Source organism: Streptomyces sp. NPDC101776 (genome assembly GCF_044766845.1).
GTDB lineage: Bacteria > Actinomycetota > Actinomycetes > Streptomycetales > Streptomycetaceae > Streptomyces.
In genome coordinates this window covers 103,263-126,101 of the sequence record NZ_JBIWMV010000011.1, presented here as the reverse complement: position 1 = coordinate 126,101, position 22,839 = coordinate 103,263, and the positions used below count along the sequence as shown (strand labels likewise).

At 70.0% G+C, this 22,839-nt stretch carries 19 protein-coding genes and 1 pseudogene; 13 read left to right on the top strand and 7 right to left on the bottom strand.

Annotated elements, in window-relative coordinates:
- The first annotated feature begins 80 nt into the window (after positions 1 to 80).
- Positions 81 to 1,760, top strand: a complete 1,680-nt coding sequence (locus ACIRRY_RS30240; RefSeq protein ID WP_403978628.1) for a carboxylesterase/lipase family protein — start codon at positions 81 to 83, stop codon at positions 1,758 to 1,760.
- A 229-nt stretch (positions 1,761 to 1,989) separates the two neighbouring features.
- Here the strand turns inward: ACIRRY_RS30240 and ACIRRY_RS30235 are convergent, their stop codons facing one another.
- On the bottom strand, positions 1,990 to 3,144 hold the full coding sequence (locus ACIRRY_RS30235; RefSeq protein ID WP_403978625.1) for a serine hydrolase domain-containing protein: 1,155 nt from the start codon (positions 3,142 to 3,144) through the stop codon (positions 1,990 to 1,992).
- Between the two features lie 259 nt (positions 3,145 to 3,403).
- Here ACIRRY_RS30235 and ACIRRY_RS30230 point away from each other — a divergent pair, with 259 nt between their 5' ends.
- Positions 3,404 to 4,687 carry an alginate lyase family protein gene (locus ACIRRY_RS30230; protein WP_403978622.1) on the top strand — a complete coding sequence of 428 codons (1,284 nt, stop codon included), beginning with the start codon at positions 3,404 to 3,406 and terminating at the stop codon, positions 4,685 to 4,687.
- Positions 4,688 to 4,730: 43 nt separating this feature from the next.
- On the top strand, positions 4,731 to 6,890 hold the full coding sequence (locus tag ACIRRY_RS30225) for an RNA polymerase sigma factor (RefSeq protein ID WP_403978619.1): 2,160 nt from the start codon (positions 4,731 to 4,733) through the stop codon (positions 6,888 to 6,890).
- Here ACIRRY_RS30225 and ACIRRY_RS30220 read toward each other — a convergent pair.
- Positions 6,872 to 7,255, bottom strand: a complete 384-nt coding sequence (locus ACIRRY_RS30220) for a winged helix-turn-helix transcriptional regulator (RefSeq protein WP_403978616.1) — start codon at positions 7,253 to 7,255, stop codon at positions 6,872 to 6,874. The two genes, ACIRRY_RS30225 and ACIRRY_RS30220, sit on opposite strands and share 19 nt — an antisense overlap.
- 36 nt (positions 7,256 to 7,291) lie before the next feature.
- On the opposite strand from ACIRRY_RS30220, the gene ACIRRY_RS30215 reads away from it, so the two are divergent.
- Positions 7,292 to 7,969 (top strand): NADPH-dependent F420 reductase, encoded by a 678-nt coding sequence (locus tag ACIRRY_RS30215; RefSeq protein ID WP_403979065.1) that lies wholly within the window; start codon positions 7,292 to 7,294, stop codon positions 7,967 to 7,969.
- Here the strand turns inward: ACIRRY_RS30215 and ACIRRY_RS30210 are convergent.
- Both ACIRRY_RS30210 and ACIRRY_RS30205 read right to left on the bottom strand, forming a co-directional pair.
- Positions 7,953 to 8,639 carry a glycerophosphodiester phosphodiesterase gene (locus ACIRRY_RS30210; protein ID WP_403978613.1) on the bottom strand — a complete coding sequence of 229 codons (687 nt, stop codon included), beginning with the start codon at positions 8,637 to 8,639 and terminating at the stop codon, positions 7,953 to 7,955. The genes ACIRRY_RS30215 and ACIRRY_RS30210 overlap by 17 nt on opposite strands.
- 36 nt (positions 8,640 to 8,675) lie before the next feature.
- Positions 8,676 to 9,743: an adenosine deaminase gene (locus tag ACIRRY_RS30205; protein WP_403978610.1), complete on the bottom strand. Its 1,068-nt coding sequence runs from the start codon at positions 9,741 to 9,743 to the stop codon at positions 8,676 to 8,678.
- Positions 9,744 to 10,406: 663 nt separating this feature from the next.
- Here ACIRRY_RS30205 and ACIRRY_RS30200 point away from each other — a divergent pair.
- On the top strand, positions 10,407 to 11,195 hold the full coding sequence (locus ACIRRY_RS30200) for a DUF4190 domain-containing protein (protein WP_403978607.1): 789 nt from the start codon (positions 10,407 to 10,409) through the stop codon (positions 11,193 to 11,195).
- A 48-nt stretch (positions 11,196 to 11,243) separates the two neighbouring features.
- Here the strand turns inward: ACIRRY_RS30200 and ACIRRY_RS30195 are convergent.
- Together ACIRRY_RS30195 and ACIRRY_RS30190 are read right to left on the bottom strand one after the other, a co-directional pair.
- A pseudogene (locus tag ACIRRY_RS30195) lies at positions 11,244 to 11,318 on the bottom strand (hypothetical protein); the annotation flags it as partial.
- Positions 11,319 to 11,339: 21 nt separating this feature from the next.
- Positions 11,340 to 11,960: an NADAR family protein gene (locus tag ACIRRY_RS30190; RefSeq protein ID WP_403978604.1), complete on the bottom strand. Its 621-nt coding sequence runs from the start codon at positions 11,958 to 11,960 to the stop codon at positions 11,340 to 11,342.
- Between the two features lie 211 nt (positions 11,961 to 12,171).
- Here ACIRRY_RS30190 and ACIRRY_RS30185 point away from each other — a divergent pair, with 211 nt between their 5' ends.
- From ACIRRY_RS30185 to ACIRRY_RS30150, 8 genes are all read left to right on the top strand, one after another.
- Positions 12,172 to 13,707, top strand: a complete 1,536-nt coding sequence (locus ACIRRY_RS30185) for a gamma-aminobutyraldehyde dehydrogenase (RefSeq protein ID WP_403978602.1) — start codon at positions 12,172 to 12,174, stop codon at positions 13,705 to 13,707.
- A 56-nt stretch (positions 13,708 to 13,763) separates the two neighbouring features.
- A complete protein-coding gene (locus tag ACIRRY_RS30180) occupies positions 13,764 to 15,014 on the top strand; it encodes a PotD/PotF family extracellular solute-binding protein (protein WP_403978599.1) in 1,251 nt (416 codons plus the stop codon).
- Positions 15,015 to 15,019: 5 nt separating this feature from the next.
- A complete protein-coding gene (locus ACIRRY_RS30175; RefSeq protein WP_403978596.1) occupies positions 15,020 to 16,174 on the top strand; it encodes an ABC transporter ATP-binding protein in 1,155 nt (384 codons plus the stop codon).
- The gene (locus tag ACIRRY_RS30170) at positions 16,174 to 17,103 is read left to right on the top strand and encodes an ABC transporter permease (protein WP_403978593.1); all 930 of its coding nucleotides are present in this window, start codon (positions 16,174 to 16,176) and stop codon (positions 17,101 to 17,103) included. Before ACIRRY_RS30175 ends, ACIRRY_RS30170 begins: the two co-directional genes overlap by 1 nt.
- Positions 17,104 to 17,904 (top strand): ABC transporter permease, encoded by an 801-nt coding sequence (locus ACIRRY_RS30165; RefSeq protein WP_403978590.1) that lies wholly within the window; start codon positions 17,104 to 17,106, stop codon positions 17,902 to 17,904. It begins immediately after the preceding gene.
- A gap of 29 nt (positions 17,905 to 17,933) precedes the next feature.
- Entirely contained in the window at positions 17,934 to 19,361 is a 1,428-nt protein-coding gene (locus tag ACIRRY_RS30160; protein WP_403978587.1) for an NAD(P)/FAD-dependent oxidoreductase, read from the top strand.
- A gap of 130 nt (positions 19,362 to 19,491) precedes the next feature.
- Positions 19,492 to 19,944, top strand: a complete 453-nt coding sequence (locus ACIRRY_RS30155; protein ID WP_403978584.1) for a hypothetical protein — start codon at positions 19,492 to 19,494, stop codon at positions 19,942 to 19,944.
- Between the two features lie 127 nt (positions 19,945 to 20,071).
- The gene (locus ACIRRY_RS30150; RefSeq protein ID WP_403978581.1) at positions 20,072 to 21,871 is read left to right on the top strand and encodes a chitinase; all 1,800 of its coding nucleotides are present in this window, start codon (positions 20,072 to 20,074) and stop codon (positions 21,869 to 21,871) included.
- Here the strand turns inward: ACIRRY_RS30150 and ACIRRY_RS30145 are convergent.
- Positions 21,859 to 22,698 (bottom strand): phosphatase PAP2 family protein, encoded by an 840-nt coding sequence (locus tag ACIRRY_RS30145; protein WP_403978578.1) that lies wholly within the window; start codon positions 22,696 to 22,698, stop codon positions 21,859 to 21,861. The genes ACIRRY_RS30150 and ACIRRY_RS30145 overlap by 13 nt on opposite strands.
- Positions 22,699 to 22,839 lie beyond the last annotated feature (141 nt).

Below are 22,839 nucleotides of genomic sequence, written 5' to 3'. Positions count from 1 at the left end.
CCGCGCCCACAGGGGCAATTGCAGCCAATCCTGTCGCGCATCTTGCCGACAATATTGCCAAGCGATTACACACGTGGGTCATGGGAAGGACGATCACACTCCGCAGCAGAGTCCGCACCATCCTGGCGACCGCGAGCGTGCTCGGCCTCGGGCTCTTGTCCCCGATCGCCGTACACGTACTGAAGTCCCCTCCCGCACAAGGGAGTTCGGAACGCACGTCCCTGGTGGTGGCCACCACCGCCGGCAAGCTCGAGGGCCAGGCCCAGGCCGGATACGACGCCTGGCTCGGCATCCCCTACGCAGCCACCCCCACCGCCGCCGACCGCTGGACGGCCCCTCTACCCGCCTCCTCCTGGACCGGCATCCGCGATGCCTCCCGCTTCGGCGACCGCTGCGCCCAGCCCTCCGGCTGGGACCCCGGCTACGAGAAGGCGATCACCACCGAGGACTGCCTCGACCTCAACGTCTATGCCCCGCAGGGGAGTAGAGCGGACACCCCGGTCGTGGTCTGGATCCACGGCGGCGGCTTCTTCGGCGGCGCGGGCCAGGACACCGACCCGCGCAAGTTCGTCCAGCAGACCGGCGCGGTCGTCGTCACCGTCAACTACCGCCTGGGCCCGCTCGGTTACCTGAACCTCCCGGAACTGCGCGCCGAGAACGCCGACGGGGCAGGAAACTACGGCCTGTTGGACCAGCAGGCGGCGCTGCGCTGGGTGCGGTCCAACATCGGGCACTTCGGCGGCGACGCCGGGAACGTCACCATCGCGGGCCAGTCCGCGGGCGGCAGTTCGGTCTGCGACCAGATCGCCTCGCCCGCCGCCAAGGGCCTGTTCGCCCGCGCGGTCGTCATGAGCGGCGGTTGCGCCCTCCAGTCGGCGGCGGCCGGTGAGACACAGAGCCGGGCCTTCGTCCAGGAGATCGGCTGCGCCACCGCCCCCGACGTCCTGGCCTGTCTGCGCGCCAAGCCCACCACATCGATCATCGCGGCCCAACTCAAGGCCCCGGTCCGCCCGTCCCTCGGCGGCACGGCTTTCCCTCTCGACCCGGGAACAGCCGTACAGACCGGACACTTCACCAGGGTCCCGGTCATGCTCGGCCAGACCAACAGCGAACGCGGCCTGTTCACCTTCCAGAACTACGACTACCTCGGCACACCGATGACCGCCGACCAGTACACCCAGGCGGTGAGGTCGACGTACGGCACGAACGCGGCCAAGGTCCTGGCCGAGTACCCGCTCACGGCCTACCCCACCCCGGGCCAGGCCTGGACGGCGGTCCAGAACGGCTCCACCTCCTACGACCGCCGACAGCTGATGGCACGGCTGTCGCGATGGGTGCCGACGTACGCCTACGAGTTCGCCGAGAGCGACACCCCGCACTTCACCTCGATCCACCGCCTCCAGCAACAGAGCGCCACGGCACGGGACTTCCCCTTCGGCGGCGCCATCCACGTCGACGACCTCGGCTACCTCTGGGACTACCTGGGCCAGACCCTCCCCTACGACGACGACCAACTGGAGCTGTCCCGCCAGATGATCACCTTCTGGGACCACTTCACCACCACCGGCGACCCGAACGGCTCCGGCACCCCGACCTGGCCGAAGTACCGCACACAGACAGGGGAGTTGATGTCCTTGAAGGCCTGCGACACGGCCCCCTCGGGCAACCGCCCCCCGGCGGCCTGCTCCCGGTCCACCCGAGACTTCGCCCAGGAACACGACCTGGCCTTCTGGGGGAGCCTCGGGACACCGAGCACCTGACGCGTTTACGGTCGCCGCGTGCGCGGCGGCCCGTCGAGTACGCCGCCGACAGCGGCGCCTGCCTCCCGGACGGCGGGGCCCAGTCGGTACTCCTCGTGCGCGGCGGCCGGCCCCGCCGCGCTACGGATCGAGCCGGCCGCCCTTCCCGCGCCTCGTCATCGCGGTCGCCTCCTACGGCCCCTCCCACGACCCCGAGGCGGTGCCCGCACCGACTTCCGTCCCCGCCCGGCTACTTGAGCGCGGCCAGCGCGATCCGCATCGCCACCGCGTTCATCGATTCGCCCTTCGCGTCCGTGGAGCCGACCGAGTAGACGAGGGTGCGGGACAGATCGCGGGTGGCGGCGACGGCCGTGCTGTAGCCGTACCGGGCACCGGACTTGATCCAGTACACCGTCCCGCCGTACTCGAACCGCTGGAGCCCCGCGCTGTAGCTCGCGCCCTCGATGCCGGCCGGGACGGTGAACATCTCCCGCAACTGCGGTCGCGGTACGATCCGGCCCCGGAACAGCGCCGTGATCAGCCGCTCCAGGTCGGCGGTCGTCGAGATCATGTCGCCGGCCGCCCAGCGGTCCGCCTGGTTCCAGTCGGTGACGTCCACGAACTCCGTTGTGCCGTCGGGCCGTTGGACCGCCTGGTAGCCGTGGTTGTGCGGGCCGAGGATGCGCGGGTCGGTGCCGGGGAAGTAGGTGTCCCGCAGGCCCGCCGGGCGCAGCACGAGCCGGGTGGCCTCCGTGGCGTACGAGTGTCCCGTCACCTTCTCGATCAGCAGGCCGAGGATCGTGTAGTTGATGTTGAGGTAGTCCTGCTGCTCACCCGGCCGGAACTCCGGCCCCTTCGCCACCGCCGACGCGACGACCTGACGAGGCGTCAACGTGTCGAAGCGGTGCGCGTACTGGTCCTCGAAGGCGTCCCCGAAACCGTCACCGGCCCGGATGCCGCTCGTGTGGTTCAGCAACTGCCGTACGGAGACGGGCTCGAAGGCCGTCGTGAGCAGCCCCGGCAGGTAGTGCTGGACCGGCGTGTCCAGGTCGACCTTCCCCTGCGCGGCGAGCCGCAGCACGGTCGCCGCGGTCACGACCTTCGTCGTCGAACCGGCCCGGAAGCGTGCGTCGGGATCGGCCGCGGCACCGCTCTCCAGGTCGTGCACACCGGCAATCCCGCGCCAGCTCCCGTCCGTCCCTCCCACCCGTACGAGAGCCGCCGTCGCGTCCGCGTCCGGCAGCCCGGCGAGCGCGGCGCGCAGTGCGATGGCGTCCGGTCCGGTCGTCTGCCGAGCGGTGGCCGGAGGGGACACGGCGAACGCGGGGGCTGCCAACGGCCCTGCGGCGAGGGCGAGTACGAGGGAGGCGGTGAGGACGGTGGCGGTGCGGTGGCGGGTGCGCATCGGCTGCTCCTGCTGGGATGTCCGGTGGCTGTCGGTGATCAGCCTCGTCCGCCGCGCCCGTCCGCGGATCGTCGGTGAGGAGGGCACACGCCCCTGGTATCGCCAAGGCCAACTCCCTTACCGGGCAAGGGTTTTGCCGGGGTTGCCCCCTACGGGTTTCCCACTCGGAGCCGTGGCGGCCGTAAAAACTGTTATCGCGGAAGCCTTCACCACGTCTCCCCCTGCGTCCGCAGTCTCCTCACGCACCGGAGCCACCCACATGGCCGCCAGCGCCCGCAACCCCCTCAACAAGCACCGCCTCACCCGCAGGGGGCTCTTCACACTCGGCGGTGGAGTCGCGGCGGCGGGAGTCGTCGGGGGCGGGATCGCCGCGCTCTCCGGCGGCGGGGCCGACGCCGCGCAGCCGGGCGCGGCCGTCGGTACCGCGACCGCCCGCCCGCAGGCCCTGGTCCACCCGGGCATGCTGCACAACGCGGGCGACCTGCACCGCGCCAAGGTCCGTGTCGCGGCCCGCAAGGACCCCTGGCTGAAGGGCTGGACGCGGCTCACCGGCAACCGGCACTCCGCGAGCACCTGGCAGCCCCGCCCGCAGGCCGTCGTCGTCCGCGGCGGCACCGGCCAGAACTACGTCACCCTCTACAACGACATCCACGCCGCCTACCAGAACGCCCTGCGCTGGCGGATCGGCGGCACCAAGGCCCACGGCGACACGGCCGTCGCCATCCTCAACGCCTGGTCTGCCACGCTCACTTCGGTCGACGGCAACGCCGACCGCTTCCTGGCCTCCGGGATCTACGGCTACCAGTTCGCCAACGCCGCCGAACTCGTCCGCGACCACCCCGACTTCGAGTTCGCCCGCTTCAAGAAGATGCTGCGCACGGTCTTCCTGCCCATGAACACCGACTTCCTGACGAACCACAACACCGCCAACATCACCAACTACTGGGCGAATTGGGACCTGTGCAACGTCGCTTCCCTCATGGCGACCGGCATCCTGTGCGACAACAGCGCCGACTTCCAGCGCGCGGTGACCTACATGAAGTCCGGCGCGGGCAACGGCTCGTTCAAGCACGCCATCCCCATCGTCTACGGCGGCCAGAACCTCGCCCAGTGGCAGGAGAGCGGCCGCGACCAGGGCCACACCATGATGGGCATGGGCCTGATGGGCGCAGTCTGCGAGATGGCCTGGAACCAGGGCGTCGACCTCTACGGCTACCTCGACAACCGGTTCATGAAGTCCGCCGAGTACGTCGCCAAGTACAACCTCGGCGCGGCCGTGCCCTTCACGACGTACGCCTGGCGCAGCGGCCAGGGCAACGGCCGGTACATGGAACAGCCTGTGATCTCGGACATAGCCCGGGGCGCCGTTCGCCCGGTTTGGGAGATTCTGCACAACCACTACGCGCGACGTCGCCGCCTGACCACCCCCTTCATCAGCCTCATGGCTGAGAAGGTGCGTGCGGAGGGCGGTGGTGGCGACTACGGCCCCAACAGCGGCGGTTTCGACCAACTGGGCTTCGGCACCCTGCTGTACAGCAAGTGACGTCGGGGGACATCGGATGATGCCGGGGAGGGCGGGGAACGACGTGGACGGGCGGCAGTGGGGCTCCACCATCGCGGCGGCGCAGGCCGGTGACCGGCGGGCGCTGGACGAACTGGTCGCGGGCTGGCTGCCGTTGGTCTACAACGTGGTCGGCCGCGCCCTCAACGGCCATGCCGACGTGGACGACGTGGTCCAGGAGACGATGCTGCGCGCCGTCGACCACCTCGGCTCGCTCCGCGACCCCGACAGCTTCCGGTCCTGGCTGGTGGCGATCGCCATGCGGCAGATCCGGGACCGGGCGCGCCGCCGCAAATCCCCCGACCAACTCCCGGACGGGCTACCCGGGGACGCCGCCGACTTCGCCGAACTCACCGTCCTCCGCCTCCAGTTGGAGGGCCAGCGGCGCGAGGTCGCGGAGGCGGTCCGCTGGCTCGACGACGAGGACCGTCAACTCCTCTCCCTGTGGTGGCTGGAGGTCGCCGGCGAACTCACCCGCCGCGAACTGGCGTCGGCGGTCGGCATCAGCCGCCAGCACGCGGCGGTCCGCGTCCAGCGCATGAAGGAACGCCTGGAGACCGCCCGAGGCATCGTCCGCGCCCTCGACGGCGCCTGCCCCGACCTCCGCGACGTCACCACCCGCTGGGACGGCCGCCAGGACTCGGTCTGGCGCAAACGCCTGGCCCGCCACCTACGAGGCTGCACCTACTGCGGCGACCCCCGCGAATCCGTCGTCCCCGCGGAACGCCTCCTCGTCGGCATCGCCCTGGTCCCCCTCCCGATCGGCTTCACCCTGTCGCTCGCCTTCGGCGCGAAGACGGCTGCGGCTGCGACGGGGTTGGCCGGGGCAGCGGGGGCGGCTTTCGCGGCGGGGACGGGTGGGGTGGGCGGGACGGCGGGGGTGGTTGGGGCGGCCGGGGTGGCCGGGTCCGTGGGTTCGGCGGGGTTTGCCGGTTCGGCCGGGGCGGGGGGTGCTGCGGGTTTCGCCGGTTCGGCCGGGGCCTCGGGCGTCGCAGGGGCGGCGCATGCGGCCGGGGCTGCGGGTTCGACGGGGGTTGCGGGGGCTTCGGGTTCGGCAGGCGCGGCCGGTGCCGCGGGCGCGGTGCATGCTGCGGGGACCGTGGGCGCTGCGGGAGCTTCAGGCGTCGCGGGCACTGCGGGCGTTGCCGGCTCTACGGGATTTGCCGGGGCCGCAGGTGCTGCGGGTTCGGCCGGGAGTGCGGGAGTTTCGGGTGTTGCAGGGGCCGCGGGTTCGGGGGCGGCCGGAGTCTCCTCCGGTGCCGCAGGGTCCGCCGGGATCGCCGGCTCGGCCGGGGCGCCGGTCGGGTGGGTGGGGAAGGCTGTCGGGGTGTTGACCAAGCCCGTTGTCGCCGTGGCGGCCGGTGCGACGATCGCCGCCGGGGGTGTGTATGTCGTCACCCACAGCCCGGACGCCCCGGTCCCGAAGGCCGTCAGCCCCTCGGTGACGGCCGGTACGTTCCTCACCCCGTCCGCGAGCGCAGCGCCCTCGCGGACCACGTCCTCCTCGCCGACTCCCTCGCCCTCCCCCTCCTCGTCGAAGACGAGCACCACGGCGACGCCCTACGGCTCGGTCGTCGACGCCGTGGACCGGGCGCCGGACCCCGACAGCCCGCCCGCCGCGCTCCCGCACCGCCCCGCGTCCGGCGTGACCAGCACCGGTGGCGCGCACGCCACCATGAACCACCGCGGTGACAACGTGACGCTCAGCGGCCAGGGTTACGTCCTCGTCCGCTGGCAGGTCTCGCCGCAGTACCGCTCCGGCGCGCTGGTCATGCCTAGTTGGACCGCGTTGAAGGGCAAGCTCTTCCACGTCGCCTCGGGCGGTGGCCGCCGTATGGACGACCCGGTCAGCACCACCGACACCACCGCCACCGGCATGGGCAACAAGACCACCGGCTACGACGTCCTGCCCACCGGCACCCAACAGATGTGGCAGAACGAGTACTTCTACGTCGACGGCAGCGTCACCCTCACGGTCAACGAACGCGGCGCCGACTACGGCCTCAACGTCTTCCCCACCACCTGGGACGCGGTGGAGCAGGACATCACCACCAGCCCCGCCCAGGGCGCGACCCGCTACGGCCTCACCCGCGACACCGGCAAGGACAACAGCCCGGTCCCCCAGTACCTCACCCGCGCCACCCCGGCCGACCCGGCGACGGTGGCTCAGGCCTCCCGGGTCTGACCGTCCCGTACGGAGGCGTCCTGCGCGGCCATGACCTCGTCCCCGTGCTCGAAGGCCCACGCCCCGAACGCGTCGATCGGTTCGAGCAACGTCCGCCCCAGCGCGGTGAGTTCGTACTCCACCCGCGGCGGTGAACCACCGTAGGACCGCCGCGCCACCAGCCCGTTGAACTCCAGCCGCCGCAGTGTCTCGGTCAGCACCTTCTGACTGATCCCGCCGATCCGCCCACGCAGCTCACCCGGCCGTCGCGGACCGTGCCGCAGCGCCCACAGCACCACACAGTTCCAGGTGTTGCCCAACAGGTCGAAGGCGAGCCGGGCCCGGCAGTCGGCGAGAAACACGGGGTCGGAGGTCACGCACCACATGGTGCCCGAGCCGCTTCCTACTGTCGTGGCATGCGGATGCGGATAGGAATTCTCGGTACCGGCGGCATGGCGGACGCCCTGGGTACGCAGTGGATCAGAGCCGGACACGAAGTGCTCTTCGGCGGACGGGACTTGGGGCGCGCGGAGGCGCTGGCACGGCGAAGGGGCGGCGCGTCCGGCAGCCTTCGCCAGGCCGCCGACTTCGGCACCGACGCCGTACTGATGGCACTGCCGTGGCAGGCGGCAGTGGAAGTGGCCCGCCAACTCCCGTGCACCGGCCGCGTGTTGATCGACTGCACCAACCCCGTCGGCGAAGGCTTCCGCCTGCTCACCGCGGGCGGCCCGCCCGCCGCCGTACAACTCGCCACCGCCACGGGCCCCCAGACCCACGTCGTCAAGGCGTTCAATCTCTGCCACGAGGACGTCTGGCGCCTGACACCCCCGGTGTTCGACGGCCGCCCCCTGGGTGTCCCCGTGAGCGGAGACGACGCCGAAGCCCTCGCGGTCGTACGGCAGTTGGTGCGGGACGTGGGCTGTGAGCCTTTCGCGGCGGGGGAGTTGGACCAGGGCGCGGGGCTGCTGGAGGCGACCGCCGCGCTGCTGATCCGGCTGTGGGTGGGGGAGGGAGTGGACGCCCAATCCATCGCCCCGCCAAGGGAGTTGGCTGGGCCACGTGCCGAGGAGGCCGCCCTCAGCCCTAGCCCTGCTTCCTGAGTCCGCACAGGACGCCGACGCGGTTCGTGGTGATCGAGTCGACGCCCATGTCGAGGAGCCGGCGCATCGAGCGACGGGTGTCAGGGGTCCAGACCGACAGCAGGTAGCCCTCGCGGTGGACATGTGCGGCGAGGTCCCGATCCACCAGTGTGAAGCGGTAGTTGAGCCAGCGCGGCCGTACCGCTTTGAGCACGGCGGGGCGCGGGGGCGCGAGCGAGGTCCAGGTCAGGGCGATCTCGGCGGACGGCTCGGCCGCGCGGACGGCGAGCATGGCGTCGGCGCCCGCGCAGTAGTACGCCCGGTCGTCCGCCCCGTACTCGCGGATCACGTCCACGATCCGGCGCACGGCCCGCGGGTCGGCGGGCCCGGGCAGATCGACCATGATCCGGCTGCCCTCGGTCGCGGCGAGCGCCTCCACCAGCGTCGGCACCGCGTCGCCCGTGAGCCCGCGTACCTCGTCCAGCGACAGCGACTTCAGCGGCCGGTCCACTTCCCACAGCCGGGTCAGCGTCTCGTCGTGCAGCAGCACGGGGACGCCGTCACGGGTCAGCCGTACGTCGAACTCGACGGCGTCCGCGCCCTGGTCGAGCGCGGAACGCAGCGAGTCGGTGGTGTTCTCGCGGACACGGTAGGGGTCGCCGCGATGGCCCACGGCGGTCACGTTCTGCATGGGGCCATTGTGCTGGTTGTCAGGGAGCGCCGTCGGTCAGGGGGCGAGCCACGTCGAGGTGTAGGTGTCGATCTCGTCGTTGATGCGGGCCTTGCCGGCCGGGTCGAGGAAGGAGGCCGTCACGGCGTTCTTCGCGAGCTCGGCGACACCGCGTTCGTCGAGGTCGAGGAGGCGGGCGGCGACCGCGTACTCGTTGTTGAGGTCGGTGCCGAACATCGGCGGGTCGTCGGAGTTGATCGTGACGAGGACCCCGGCGCGGGTGAACTCCCTGATCGGGTGCTCGTCGAGCGTGCGGACGGCGCGGGTGGCGATGTTGGAGGTCGGGCAGACCTCCAGCGCGATGCCGTGCTCGGCGAGATGGGCGAGCAGCTTCGGGTCCTGGGCGGAACTGGTGCCGTGTCCGATGCGCTCGGCGCGCAGGTCGTTCAGGGCGTCCCAGACCGTCCCGGGGCCGGTGGTCTCACCGGCGTGCGGCACGGAGTGCAGGCCGGCGGCGATGGCCCGGTCGAAGTGGGGCTTGAACTGCGGCCGGGGCACGCCGACCTCCGGGCCGCCGAGCCCGAACGACACCAGCCCCTCGGGCCGCAGCCGCTCATCGGTGGCGAGCCGCGCGGTCTCCTCGGCGGCCTCCAACCCCGCCTCACCGGGAATGTCGAAGCACCACCGCAGCACGGTCCCGAAGTCCGCCTCGGCCGCCTTGCGGGCGTCCTCGATCGCGTCCATGAAGGCCCGCTCGTCGATCCCGCGCCGGGTCGACGAGAACGGCGTGATGGTCAACTCGGCGTACCGCACCTGCTGCCGGGCCATGTCCCGGGCGACCTCGTACGTCAGCAGCCGTACGTCCTCCGGCGTGCGGATCAGATCCACCACCGACAGGTACACGTCGATGAAGTGCGCGAAGTCCGTGAAGCTGAAGTAGTCGACCAGGGCCTCGGGGTCCGTGGGCACCTTGGAGTCGGAGTGCCGGGCGGCCAACTCCGAGACGATCCGCGGGGAGGCGGAGCCGACGTGATGGACATGCAGCTCGGCCTTCGGCAACCCAGCGATAAAGGCATGCAGGTCACGGGCCTGACCGCCGGCGATGACGGCACTGTGGTCGGACAAGGTTCCTCCCCGGAACGGCGCCCGGGCCCTGCCGGGCGGGACGCGGGTGATCGGCTGATCGATGACTCGGGATCATCGTAGGCCGGGGTGGGGGGTATGGCGGGTCGGGGGCGGCGGGGGTGCGGGGGCCGGCAGTGCCGGGGCGGTGGGCGGTGGTTGGCCAGCGGTTGGCGGGGGTCAGCGGTGGCGCTGGGGGTGCGGGTCGGATTGGCGGGACGTGGGGCGTGGGGCGTGGGGTGTGGCGGGTGGCGCGGTGCGGGTGATGCGGGGACGGTGATTGCGGCGGGGGCTTTCGGGCAGCGGGCACGGCAAACAGGTACCGGGCGGCTGACAGTTGGCGGCGACCAGTGGCCAACGGCCAGTTGGGCGGCCCGACCTCGACGGCGATGCCGGTGCCGGTGCCGCACCGAAGAGGGCGACCATGCTGTCAGCCGGGTCAGCCGGGTCAGCCGGGTCAGCCGGGTCAGCCGGGTCAGCCGGGTCAGCCGGGTCAGCCGGGTCAGCCGGGTCAGCCGGGTCAGCCGGGGCAACCAACCCGGCCCGGAACCGGTGGCGCCGGCGCCGACGTCATCCGTAACAGCCCGCGTGGCGGAACCGTCACCGGCACGCCTTAGCATGGTCGCTCTGACGATGGACCGACGGGGACGGGGACGGGGAAACGACGTGGGGGACCAGACACAGCCGGACGCCGGTGCGGGAGCGGGCGCGAGCAGCGACCCGTGGGCACCGCCGGAGAACAGGACGTCGCTGGAGAAGGGCGCCTCGTCGCCCGCCCCCGGCAACCAGCCTCAGCCGCAGGACCAGCCCCCGCCCACCGCGGTGCCGCCGCAGGCACAGTCGCAGTCCGTGCACAGCCAGGCCACCGTGACCTCCATGCCGGCCGACGGCTTCGCCGCGCCCGGCTCCGGAACCCCTTCAGGCGCCCCCGGCTACGGTCACCCCGGCACACCCCCGGGCCTCCCCACCTACGGCGCTCCCGGCTACGCCCAGCCCAACGCCCCCGGCGGTTACGCCCAACCCGGTCCCGGCGTGGGCCCCGGCGCCCCCGGCGGCTACGGCTACCCCGGTTACCCGCAGGGCTACGGCTGGCCCGGTATGCCGATGGCCCCGCAGAACAACATGGGCACCGCGGCGATGGTGCTGGGCATCCTGTCGTGCTGCCTGTTCTGCATCTACGGCGTCGTCTCGCTGGGCCTCGGCATCACCGCGATCATCCTCGGCGTCAAGGGCAAGAGGCGGGCCGACCGGGGCGAGGCCACGAACCGGGGTCAGGCCCAGGCCGGGCTGATCACGGGGATCATCGGAACCGTCCTCGGCGTCATCACGGTCACCCTGATGATCATCTTCATCGCGTTCGCCGTGAAGCACGGCGACGACACCGACACCACGGACTCCGACCCCTTCTACAACTCCGCGCCCAGCCTGACGGCCCCCTTCCTGCTCCAGGCCTGACGGGCCCGACGTACCCCACGGTCCGTCCCGCCGTCCGTCAGCCCTGGCTTACGACGTCCCTGCCGGGCCCCCGTCCAACTGGTCCGGTCCCGACCCGCCGTACAACCTGTCGTCGCCCCGGCCCCCGGGGGCAGGCGGCCCGACTCAGCCCGCCCGCAGCCGCTCCCGCGCCGCCATCAGCGCGAACCCCAGCAGATTCGGCCCCCGCCACCGCTCGGGATCCTCCGCCGCCGCGTCGTCCGCGGCCAGCCCGATCCCCCACACCCGGTCCACCGGACTCGCCTCCACCAGCACCCTCCCCCAACCTTCGGCCGGGGGGACCCCCATCTCGCTTCGCTCGCCCGTGCCCAGCAGAAACGCCCGCATCTCCGCGTCCGCCGCGAACTTGTGGACGCTCCCCTCGACGACGATCCCGAACCGCTCCCGCGTCCAGATCTCCTCGTCGAAGCCCCGCACCAGGCGCCCCGCCTTCTTCGCCACGGACGGATGACCGGCGGCCAACACCCGCGCGAGCGCCTCCGTGTCGCCGAACAGCCGCGCCTTGCCCGCCATCATCCAGTGCTCGGCGGTCGCATACGTCACCCCGGCCACGGTGAACGGCGACGGCCACCACTGGCTCAGACAGCTCGCGCCCACCCGTCCGTCCGGGCGTGGCCGATGGCCCCAGAAGTGCAGATACTTGACCCTGACCCCCGCGCGCACTTCCCTGATCAGGGCTTCCTGTGAATCGATCGCTCCGGCGAGCTTCCCCGTGATCTTGTCCATACACGCGAGTCTTGCAGGCACCACTGACACTCCGTCCCCCCTTTTCCATACGGACTCGACACCTGGTCGAAGGATTCCGTCGCGTAACCAAAAGGCAACAACGGAATCACTTGTTGGAGTCCCTTTGCTCTGTCAGGATCGGCATTCAAATCGAGCTGGAGCTACGCCACCCGCCAGCGGACGAAGCGGGGCGAAGGCGGAGGAGAGCGACATGCACCACCCGGGCAGCGAGACCCCGGAACGATTCCCCGCACAGGAGTTCTTCGCGGACGGCGCGCAGTTCATCGCGGGCCGCCTGACCAAGGGCACCTCCGGCCGCACCCACGCGGTCGTCGACCCCGCCACCGGCGAGGACGTGTACACGTACGAGCTGGCCGGCACGGCCGACGTGGACGCGGCCGTGGCCGCCGCCCGCGCCGCCTTCCCGGGCTGGTCGGGCGCCACGCCCGGCGAGCGCTCCGACGCGCTGCACCGCTTCGCCGCCGTGCTCGCCGAGCGCGCGGACGACCTCGCCCGCGCCGAGTCCCTCCAGTGCGGCAAGCCCCTCAAGCTGACCCGCGAGTTCGACATCCCCGGCACCATCGACAACACGGCCTTCTTCGCCGGTGCCGCACGGCACCTCCAGGGGCAGTCCGCCGGTGAGTACTCGGGCGACCACACGTCGTACGTACGCCGTGAACCCATCGGTGTCGTCGGCTCCATCGCGCCCTGGAACTATCCCCTCCAGATGGCCGCCTGGAAGATCCTCCCGGCGATCGCCGCAGGCAACACGATCGTCCTGAAGCCCGCCGAGCTGACCCCGCTCACCTCGCTGATGTTCGCGCAGGCCGCCACCGAGGCCGGTATCCCGGACGGTGTCATCAACATCATCACCGGCACCGGGAAGGTCGCCGGTGAGCATCTCGTCGGTCACCCGGACGTCGCCATGACCTCCTTCACCGGCTCCACCGCCGTCGGCAAGCGCGTCGCCGAGATCGCGACCGCCACCGTCAAGCGCATCCACCTGGAGCTCGGCGGCAAGGCGCCCTTCGTGGTCTTCGACGACGCCGACCTCGAAGCCGCCGTCAACGGAGCCGTCGCCGGTTCGCTCATCAACTCGGGGCAGGACTGCACGGCCGCCACGCGCGCGTACGTGCAAAGGCCCCTCTACGAAGCGTTCGTCCAGAAGACCGCAGCCCTCATGGCAGGCGTTCGGGTCGGCGATCCCTTCGCCCCGGGCACCGATCTCGGGCCGCTGATCTCGCACGTCCAGCGCGACCGCGTCGCCGGCTTCGTCGACCGTGCGCGTGGCTACGCGCGCGTGGTGACCGGCGGCGAGGCTCCTCAGGGAGACCTCAAGAACGGCGCGTACTATCGCCCCACCCTGGTCGCGGACGCCGCCCAGAACAGCGAGATCGTGCAGTCCGAGCTGTTCGGACCGGTCCTCGTGGTGCTGCCCTTCGACACCGACGACGAGGGCATCGCGCTCGCCAACGACACCCCGTACGGCCTGGCCGCCTCGGCGTGGACTCAGGGCGTCTACCGGGCCAACCGCGCGACCCGCGAGATCAAGGCGGGCTGCGTGTGGATCAACGACCACATCCCGATCATCAGCGAGATGCCCCACGGCGGCTACAAGGCGTCCGGCTTCGGCAAGGACATGTCCGCCTACTCGTTCGAGGAGTACACCCAGATCAAGCACGTCATGTTCGACAACACCGCGGTCGCCAGGAAGGACTGGCACCGCACGATCTTCGGGGACCGATAGCAGAACTGACGGCCGCCCGAGCCGCGGCCGTCTCCTCCCGAAAGGGCAGCACGCGCATGAAGCAGTACGAGCCCGACCGCCTGACCCCGGCCGAAGTGGCCGCCGTGCGGCGCAGCTTCCGCAAGAGCAGGTCCGCGATGACGACCCGCCGTTCGGTGCTGCGCGCCTCCGCGGGCGGCGCGCTCGCGGTCGGCGGACTCGGGGCCCTGAGCGGCTGCGGGATCCCCGCGGCAGGCAAGACACAGGGCGGCGTGTCCGCCGACGACCACTCGGCCAAGGAGAAGGAGGTCGACTTCTCCAACTGGCCCGAGTACATCGACACGGACGACAGCGGCAAGCACCGTCCCACGCTGGACGCGTTCACCAAGCGGACCGGCATCAAGGTCAAGTACACCGAGGACATCAACGACAACGACGAGTTCTTCGGCAAGATCCAGCCGCAGCTCGCCGCCGGCCAGTCCACCGGCCGCGACCTGATCGTCCTCACCGACTGGCTGGCCGCCCGCATGATCCGCCTGGGCTACGTCCAGAAACTGGACGCGTCCAACCTGCCGCACGCCTACGCCAACCTGTCGGACCAGTTCCGCAGCCCCGACTGGGACCCCGGCCGGGCGTACTCGTACGTGTGGCAGGGCATCTCGACCGTCATCGCCTACAACAGGAAGGCGCTCGACGGCGTCGAGGTGAAGTCGATCTCCGACCTGCTCGACAACGCCAAGCTCAAGGGCCGCGTCGGCTTCCTCACCGAGATGCGCGACAGCGTCGGCATGACCATGCTCGACATGGGCAAGGACCCGGCGAAGTTCACCACCGACGACTACGACGCGGTCATCGCCCGCCTCCAGAAGGCCGTCGACAAGGGCCAGATCCGCCGCTTCACGGGCAACGACTACACGTCCGACCTCACCAAGGGCGACTTCGCCGCGTGCGTCGCCTGGGGCGGCGACATCGTGCAGCTCCAGTCGGACAACCCGGACGTCGGCTACGTCATCCCCGAGGCCGGCTACATGACGTCGACCGACAACATGCTGATCCCCAACAAGGCGCGCCACAAGACGAACGCCGAGCGGCTGATCGACTACTACTACGAGCCCGAACCGGCCGCCGAACTCGCCGCCTACGTCAACTACGTCAGCCCGGTCGCGGACGTGAAGCCCTACCTCGCCAAGATCGACAAGTCGGCGGCGAACAACCCGCTGATCCTTCCCGACAAGGCCATGGCGGCCAAGTCCCACGCCTTCCGCTCCCTGAGCTCGAAGGAAGAGACGGCCTACCAGCAGAAGTTCGCAAAGCTCACAGGGGCGTGACGACGATGAACACCAAGGACACCAGCGGCGACGTCCGCCTCTCCGGGATCAGCAAGACCTACGACAACGGCTTCACCGCCGTACGGCCGCTCGACCTGACCGTGCCCCAGGGCTCCTTCTTCGCCCTGCTCGGTGCCTCCGGCTGCGGCAAGACCACCACCCTGCGCATGATCGCGGGTCTGGAGGAACCTTCCTCCGGCACCGTGTTCCTCGGCGACCAGGAAGTCACCAACCTCCCGCCCTACAAGCGGCCGGTGAACACCGTCTTCCAGTCGTACGCCCTCTTCCCGCACCTCGACATCTTCGAGAACGTCGCCTTCGGTCTGCGCCGGCGCGGCATCAAGTCGGTGAAGCAGCAGGTCGTCGACATGCTCGACCTGGTCCAGCTCGGCGAGCAGGCGCGCAAGAAGCCGCACCAGCTCTCCGGCGGCCAGCAGCAGCGGGTCGCCGTCGCCCGCGCCCTGATCAACCACCCCAAGGTGCTGCTCCTCGACGAGCCCCTCGGCGCCCTCGACCTCAAGCTGCGCCGCCAGATGCAGCTGGAGCTCAAGCGCATCCAGACCGAGGTCGGCATCACGTTCATCCACGTCACGCACGACCAGGAGGAGGCCATGACCATGGCCGACACGGTCGCCGTGATGAACGCGGGCCAGGTCGAGCAACTCGGCTCGCCCAGCGATCTGTACGAGAACCCGAACACCACCTTCGTCGCCAACTTCCTCGGCACCTCCAACCTCATCGAGGCCGAGGTCGACTCCAAGAGCGGCGACGAGATCATCCTCAAGGCGGGCGGCGGCAAACTCGTCCTCCCCGAGGCGCGATGTTCCGCGCCCACGACGACCGGCGGCAAGGTCCTGGTCGGCGTACGCCCGGAGAAGATCACGCTCACGCACGCGGACGACGCGGGCGAGATCCCGGCCGGGCGCAACCGCATCACCGGCAAGATCGCCGACTCCAGCTTCATCGGCGTCTCCACCCAGTACGTCATCGACAGCCCGGTCTGCCCCGAGTTCGAGGTCTACGCCCAGAACATCGACCGCGACGCCCGGCTGCGGCCCGGCACCGACGTCGTCCTGCACTGGAACCCGGCCCACACCTTCGGCCTCGACGCGGCGCAGGACATCGACGCCGGCGTCGACATCGTGGAGGAGGCCGCCTGATGGCCGCTGTTACCGAGGCGCCGCCCCTGGCGCCCGCGCCGGAGGAGAAGCCCCCGGCGCGCAAGAAGCGGGGCCGCTGGACGCCGTACTGGCTGCTGCTGCCCGGCATTCTCTGGCTGATCGTCTTCTTCGCGCTGCCGATGATCTACCAGGGCTCCACGTCGATCCAGACGGGCTCCCTGGAGGACGGCTACAAGGTCACCTGGCACTTCGTCACCTACTGGGACTCGCTGTCCGAGTACTGGCCGCAGTTCCTGCGCTCGGTCCTCTACGCCGCCGCCGCGACGATCCTGTGTCTGCTGCTCGGCTACCCGCTCGCGTATCTCATCGCCTTCCGCGCGGGACGCTGGCGGAACCTGATCATGATCCTGGTGATCGCGCCGTTCTTCACCAGCTTCCTGATCCGCACGCTCGCCTGGAAGACGATCCTCGCGGACAGCGGCCCGGTCGTCGGCGCCCTCAACACGCTGCACGTCCTGGACGTCACCAACTGGCTCGGCTGGACCTCGGGCGACCGCGTCCTCGCCACACCACTCGCGGTCGTCTGCGGACTGACGTACAACTTCCTGCCGTTCATGGTGCTGCCGCTCTACACCTCGCTGGAGCGCATCGACGGACGGCTGCACGAGGCGGCCGGCGATCTGTACGCCAAGCCGTTCACCACCTTCCGGAAGGTCACCTTCCCGCTGTCGATGCCCGGCGTCGTCTCCGGCACCCTGCTGACCTTCATCCCGGCGGCCGGTGACTACGTCAACGCCGAACTCCTCGGCTCCACCGACACCCGCATGATCGGAAACGTCATCCAGACGCAGTTCCTGCGCATTCTGGACTACCCGACGGCGGCGGCTCTTTCCTTCATCCTCATGGCCGCCATTCTCGCCATGGTGACCATCTACATTCGCAAGTCCGGGACGGAGGATCTGGTTTAAATGGCCGTCGTACGCTGGTTCAAACGCCATCTCGTAGTCATCGCGGGCCTGGTGACCCTCGGATATCTCCTGCTCCCGAACGTCATCGTCACGGTGTTCTCCTTCAACAAGCCGAAGGGGCGCTTCAATTACGAGTGGCAGCAGTTCTCGCTGGACGCCTGGAAGCAGCCGTGCGGAGTCGCCGACATGTGCGGCTCGCTGAGCATCAGCCTCCAGATCGCCGTCTGGGCGACCATCGGCGCCACCGTCCTCGGCACGATGATCGCCTTCGCGCTGGTCCGCTACCGCTTCCGCGCCCGCGGCGCGATCAACTCGCTGATCTTCCTGCCGATGGCGATGCCCGAGGTCGTCATGGCCGCCTCGCTGCTCACCCTGTTCCTCAACATGGGCGCCCAACTGGGCTTCTACACCATCCTGATCGCCCACATCATGTTCTGCCTCAGCTTCGTCGTCACCGCCGTCAAGGCCCGTGTGATGTCGATGGACCCGCGCCTGGAACAGGCCGCCCAGGACCTCTACGCCGGCCCGGTGCAGACGTTCCTGCGCGTCACCCTGCCCATCGCGGCCCCCGGAATCGCGGCGGGCGCGCTGCTTTCCTTCGCGCTCTCCTTCGACGATTTCATCATCACCAATTTCAACGCGGGTTCGACCGTCACCTTCCCCATGTTCGTCTGGGGTTCGGCACAGCGCGGGACACCCGTCCAGATCAATGTCATCGGTACGGCCATGTTCCTCGTCGCCGTATTGTTGGTGCTCTTCTCGATGGCTGTCACCAACCGCCGCAACAAGGTGAAGGCATAACCGCTAGCGCCCTGTAGGGAGTTGAAATCATGGCCCCAAGCGCCATGAGCCGTAACACCAATCGGACGAAGTCCCTTTCCGAAGCCCGGCCGGTCCCGTACTGGCTGGACGATCCCGGCAAGCCCCACCCCGAGCCCGCGCTCACCGGCGCCGAGACCTGCGATCTGCTGGTCGTCGGCGGCGGCTACAGCGGACTGTGGACCGCGCTCATCGCCAAGGAGCGCGATCCGGAACGGGATGTCGTCCTGCTGGAAGGCCGCGAGGTGGGCTGGGCCGCCTCGGGCCGCAACGGCGGCTTCTGCGCCGCCTCCCTCACCCACGGCCTGTCCAACGGCCTCACCCGCTGGCCCGACGAGATCCACCAACTGGAGGAGCTGGGCGCCCGCAACCTCGACGCGATCGAGAGCGCGGTCGCCCGCTACTCCCTGGACTGCGAGTTCGAGCGCACCGGCGAGATCGACGTCGCCACCGAACCGCACCAGGCCGAGGAACTCCACGACTGGTACGGCGAGTTGGAGAGCAAGGGCCTCGCCGACGGTACCGAGTTCCTGGACGCCGAAGCGGTCCGCGAACAGGTCGACTCCCCGACCTTCCTGGCCGGCCTGTACGACAGCCGGGGCGTCGCGATGCTCAACCCGGCAAAGCTCGCCTGGGGGTTGAAGCGCGCCTGCCTCCAACTCGGCGTCCGCGTCTACGAACACACCCCCGCCCTCGCCCTCAAGCCGCACGGCGCCGGCATGGCCGTACGCACCTCGTACGGCTCGGTCCGCGCCCGGCGGGTCGCGCTCGGCACCAACATCTTCCCGAACCTGGTCAAGCGCGTCCGCTCGTACACCGTCCCGGTCTACGACTACGCGCTGATGACCGAGCCGCTCTCCGCCGACCAGTTGGCGTCGATCGGCTGGAAGAACCGCCAGGGTCTCGGCGATTCGGCGAACCAGTTCCACTACTTCCGCCTCTCCGCCGACAACCGCGTCCTGTGGGGCGGTTACGACGCGATCTATCCGTACGGCGGCCGGGTGCGCGCCGAGTACGACGACCGGCCGGAGACGTACGCCAAGCTCGCCGAGCACTTCTTCACCTGCTTCCCGCAGTTGGAGGGGCTCAACTTCAGCCATGCGTGGGGCGGGGCGATCGACACCTGCTCGCGCTTCTCGGCGTTCTTCGGCACCGCCCACCAGGGCAAGGTGGCGTACGCGGCGGGCTTCACCGGACTCGGCGTCGGCGCCACCCGCTTCGGCGCGGACGTGATGCTGGACCTGCTCGCGGGGGAGCGCACCGAGCGCACGGAGTTGGAGATGGTCCGCAAGAAGCCGCTGCCCTTCCCGCCCGAGCCCTTCGCCTGGACCGGCATCGCGCTCACCAAGTGGTCGCTGGCGCACGCGGATGCGCACGGCGGCCGGCGCAACCTGTGGCTGAGGACGATGGACAAGCTGGGCCTCGGCTTCGACAGTTGAGCCCCGCGCCCTTCTACGGGTGTGATCCGGTTCACTCCTTCGGGGCGCCGGAACCCGCGTAATGCCTGGCGGAGACCTCCCTCTCTCCTGTGACGCGACCAGCGTCGACATGAGAAAGGGAGGTCTCCTCATGACTGGGGCGAAGACGGCCGTCGAGTGGCTGGCATCCGTGGCTCCGGATCCGGAGGCCTGCCGCTGGGAATGGGAGCGCAACCCCCTCGGGGTCGCGCTGCTGCCCGCCGGCAAGGCCTGGGACGTACTCATCCTGCCGGGTGAGCTCGGCTATCCCACACTCGATGTGCTCACCAGGGTCATCGATCAACTGGGCCCGGTACTCGTCGACTTCGGCGACGCACGGATGGGTTTCCTGGTCCCGCCGGGCACCGCAGCCCGCTGGCTGGGCACCGGTATCCGTACGGCCGGACTCGGCACCTGGATCGTCGTGCCGTACCCCGGCCGGGCCACCGGCGGGGTCCGCTGGCTGGTACCGCCGGACGGCTCCGGCACCCTCACCGATCCCGCACTCCTCGAACTCGCCATGCACGAGGCGGCGGCGGGGCTGGCGACGGAGGGGGAGCAGTGATGGACGGGTAGCCGACAGACGCTTCGACATACGAGGTCCCGGCACCGGCAGGCCTTGACAAGCGAATTGGTCTGGACCAAATTGGGCGCGCTCCACCCCTCCAATTCCCCCATGCCCGGAGGCACTTGTGGATCGCTCCAGACCTGTCCTTGCCGTGTTCGTGACCGCGGCCCTGGCCGTGTCCGGCATCACCGCGCTCTCGTCGGCCGCCCGTGCGGCCGACGCGGACCTGGCGAAGAACGGAGGCTTCGAAGCGGGCCTCGACAGTTGGTCCTGTTCCGCGAACAGCGGTACGACGGTCAAGTCGCCCGTGCACGGCGGCAGTTCGGCGTTGCAGGCGACCCCGGCCGGCAACGACTACGCCCAGTGCGCGCAGACGGTGACCGTGAAACCGAACTCGTCCTACTCGCTCGCCGGTTACGTCCGCGGCAGCTACGTCTACCTCGGCGCGAGCGGCACCGGCACCACCGACGTCTCCACCTGGACCCAATCGGCCCCCGACTGGCAGCGGTTGACGACCAGCTTCACCACCGGCCCGTCCACCACCAAGGTCACGATCTACACGCACGGCTGGTACGCCACCGGCGCCTACTACGCCGACGACATCTCCCTCACCGGCCCGGCGGTCGACCCGGGCCAACCGCCAACCACCCCCACCGGCCTCGCCGTCGGCACGATCACCTCCTCCTCCGTCGCCCTCTCCTGGTCCGCCGTCACCGGCGCGACGAGCTACGCCATCTACCGCGGCGGCGTGAAAGTCCAGACGGCGAGCGGCACTTCGGCCACCGTGAGCGGACTGTCGGCCGCGACGGCGTACAGCTTCCAGGTCACGGCGGTCAACGACGCGGGCGAGTCCGCGAAGTCGACGGCGGTCACCGCGACCACGTCCACCGGCTCGGGTCCCGGCACCGGCCTGCCCACCCACGCCCTGGTCGGCTATCTGCACGCGAGCTTCGCCAACGGCTCCGGCTACACCCGCGTGGCCGACGTCCCCGACAGCTGGGACGTCATCGACCTGGCCTTCGGTGAACCCACCTCCGCCACCTCGGGCGACATCCGCTTCAACCGCTGCCCGGTCAGCGAATGTGCGAACGTCGAGAGTGACGCCGACTTCAAGGCCGCGATCAAGGCCAAACAGGCAGCGGGCAAGAAGGTGTTGATCTCCATAGGTGGCGCCAACGGCCAGGTCCAACTGACCACGACAGCGGCGAGGGACACCTTCGTCTCATCCGTCTCGAACATCATCGACACCTACGGACTCGACGGCCTGGACATCGACTTCGAGGGCCACTCGCTCTCACTCGACGCGAGCGACACGAACTTCAAGAGCCCCACAACTCCCGTGGTGGTCAACCTGATCGCGGCCCTGAAGACCCTGAAGGCCAAGTACGGCGCGAAGTTCGTGCTGAGCATGGCGCCCGAGACGTTCTTCGTGCAGATGGGCTACCAGTTCTACGGCACCGGAAAATGGGGCGGCCAGGACCCGAGGTGCGGGGCGTATCTGCCGGTCATCTACGCCCTGCGCGACGACCTGACGCTGCTGCACGTCCAGGACTACAACTCGGGCCCGATCATGGGTCTCGACAACCAGTACCACACCATGGGCGGCGCCGACTTCCACATCGCGATGACGGACATGCTGCTCACCGGCTTCCCGGTGGCGGGCGACACGAACAACGTGTTCCCGGCCCTGCGCCCCGACCAGATCGCCATCGGCATGCCGGCGTCGGTCAACGCGGGCAACGGTTACGTGGCTCCCGCCGAGGTCACGAAAACCCTGGACTGCCTGACGAGGAAGGTGAGTTGCGGCTCGTACGCGACCCACGGCACCTGGCCGGCCCTGCGCGGCCTGATGACCTGGTCGGTCAACTGGGACCGCTACTCGAACTGGGAGTTCCAGAAGACGTTCGACGGCTACTTCGGCTGAGGCTCTCTCGTCGGGCGGCCGAGGAACAGCAGTAGCGACGCGAGCAACACGGTCCCGAGGCACCAACTGGCCACCACGTCCAGTGGCCAGTGGTAGCCACGCCTGACGAGCCCGAAGCTGACGCAGGCGACGAGGAGGACGCAGACGGCGACGGCTCCGCGGCGGGCGTACGACGTCCGGATCCAAGGGAGGAGGACCAGGGCCGAGGCGCCGTACGCGATCATCGCGGTGGCCGTGTGGCCGGAGGGGTAGTAGCCGGTGCCGGGCGGCACCGCCGGGGTGCCGCCGCGGGCGATCAGTTCCTTGACGGGGACGACCAGCGCCGGGACCAGGGCCATCAGCACGGCCGCCGCGAGGGACGGCAGCCACCAGTGGTCCGTACCACTGGCACGGGCGCGTCGGCCGACGTAGACGATGACTACGACGAGGACGGGTACCGCGACCTGGATGTTGCCGAGGTCGGCGAGGAGTTCGGAGAAGCGGTCCGGGTGGACGAGTGCGCGGCTGAGGCGGGTGTCCAGGCGGAGGAGGGGGCCGTCGGCGGCGACCTGCCAGGTGATCAGCGCGAAGAGGAGCGCGGGAAGGGCGAGAAACAGCCAGAGAAAGGAGGTCGGCCGACCTGGAACAGGGGGGGTAGTTCCAGGCCGGCCGTCCGGATCGGCGGGTCGGCCGCCCCGGGGGGTTTGGGGCGGGCGACTGTCCGATCGGTGAGGAGATTCGGAGCCAGAGGCTCCTGTTGTGTGCGCGAGGGCACGACCAGGTCGAAGCTGGGGAGGCCCCGGCCTGATGTCGCCCACAGTCCCCTGTGGGCGGGGTGTATCTCTCATCTGGGTAGAACCTACGGCAGTGGCTGCGGGTACGACAGGCGGAATCGCGTCCCGTCATGCACCCCGCACACCTTCTTCACACGGCCTGACGCCCGCCGCCCCAGCCTGTGAATCACTGTGGATGAAAGGGCTGGGGCGGAT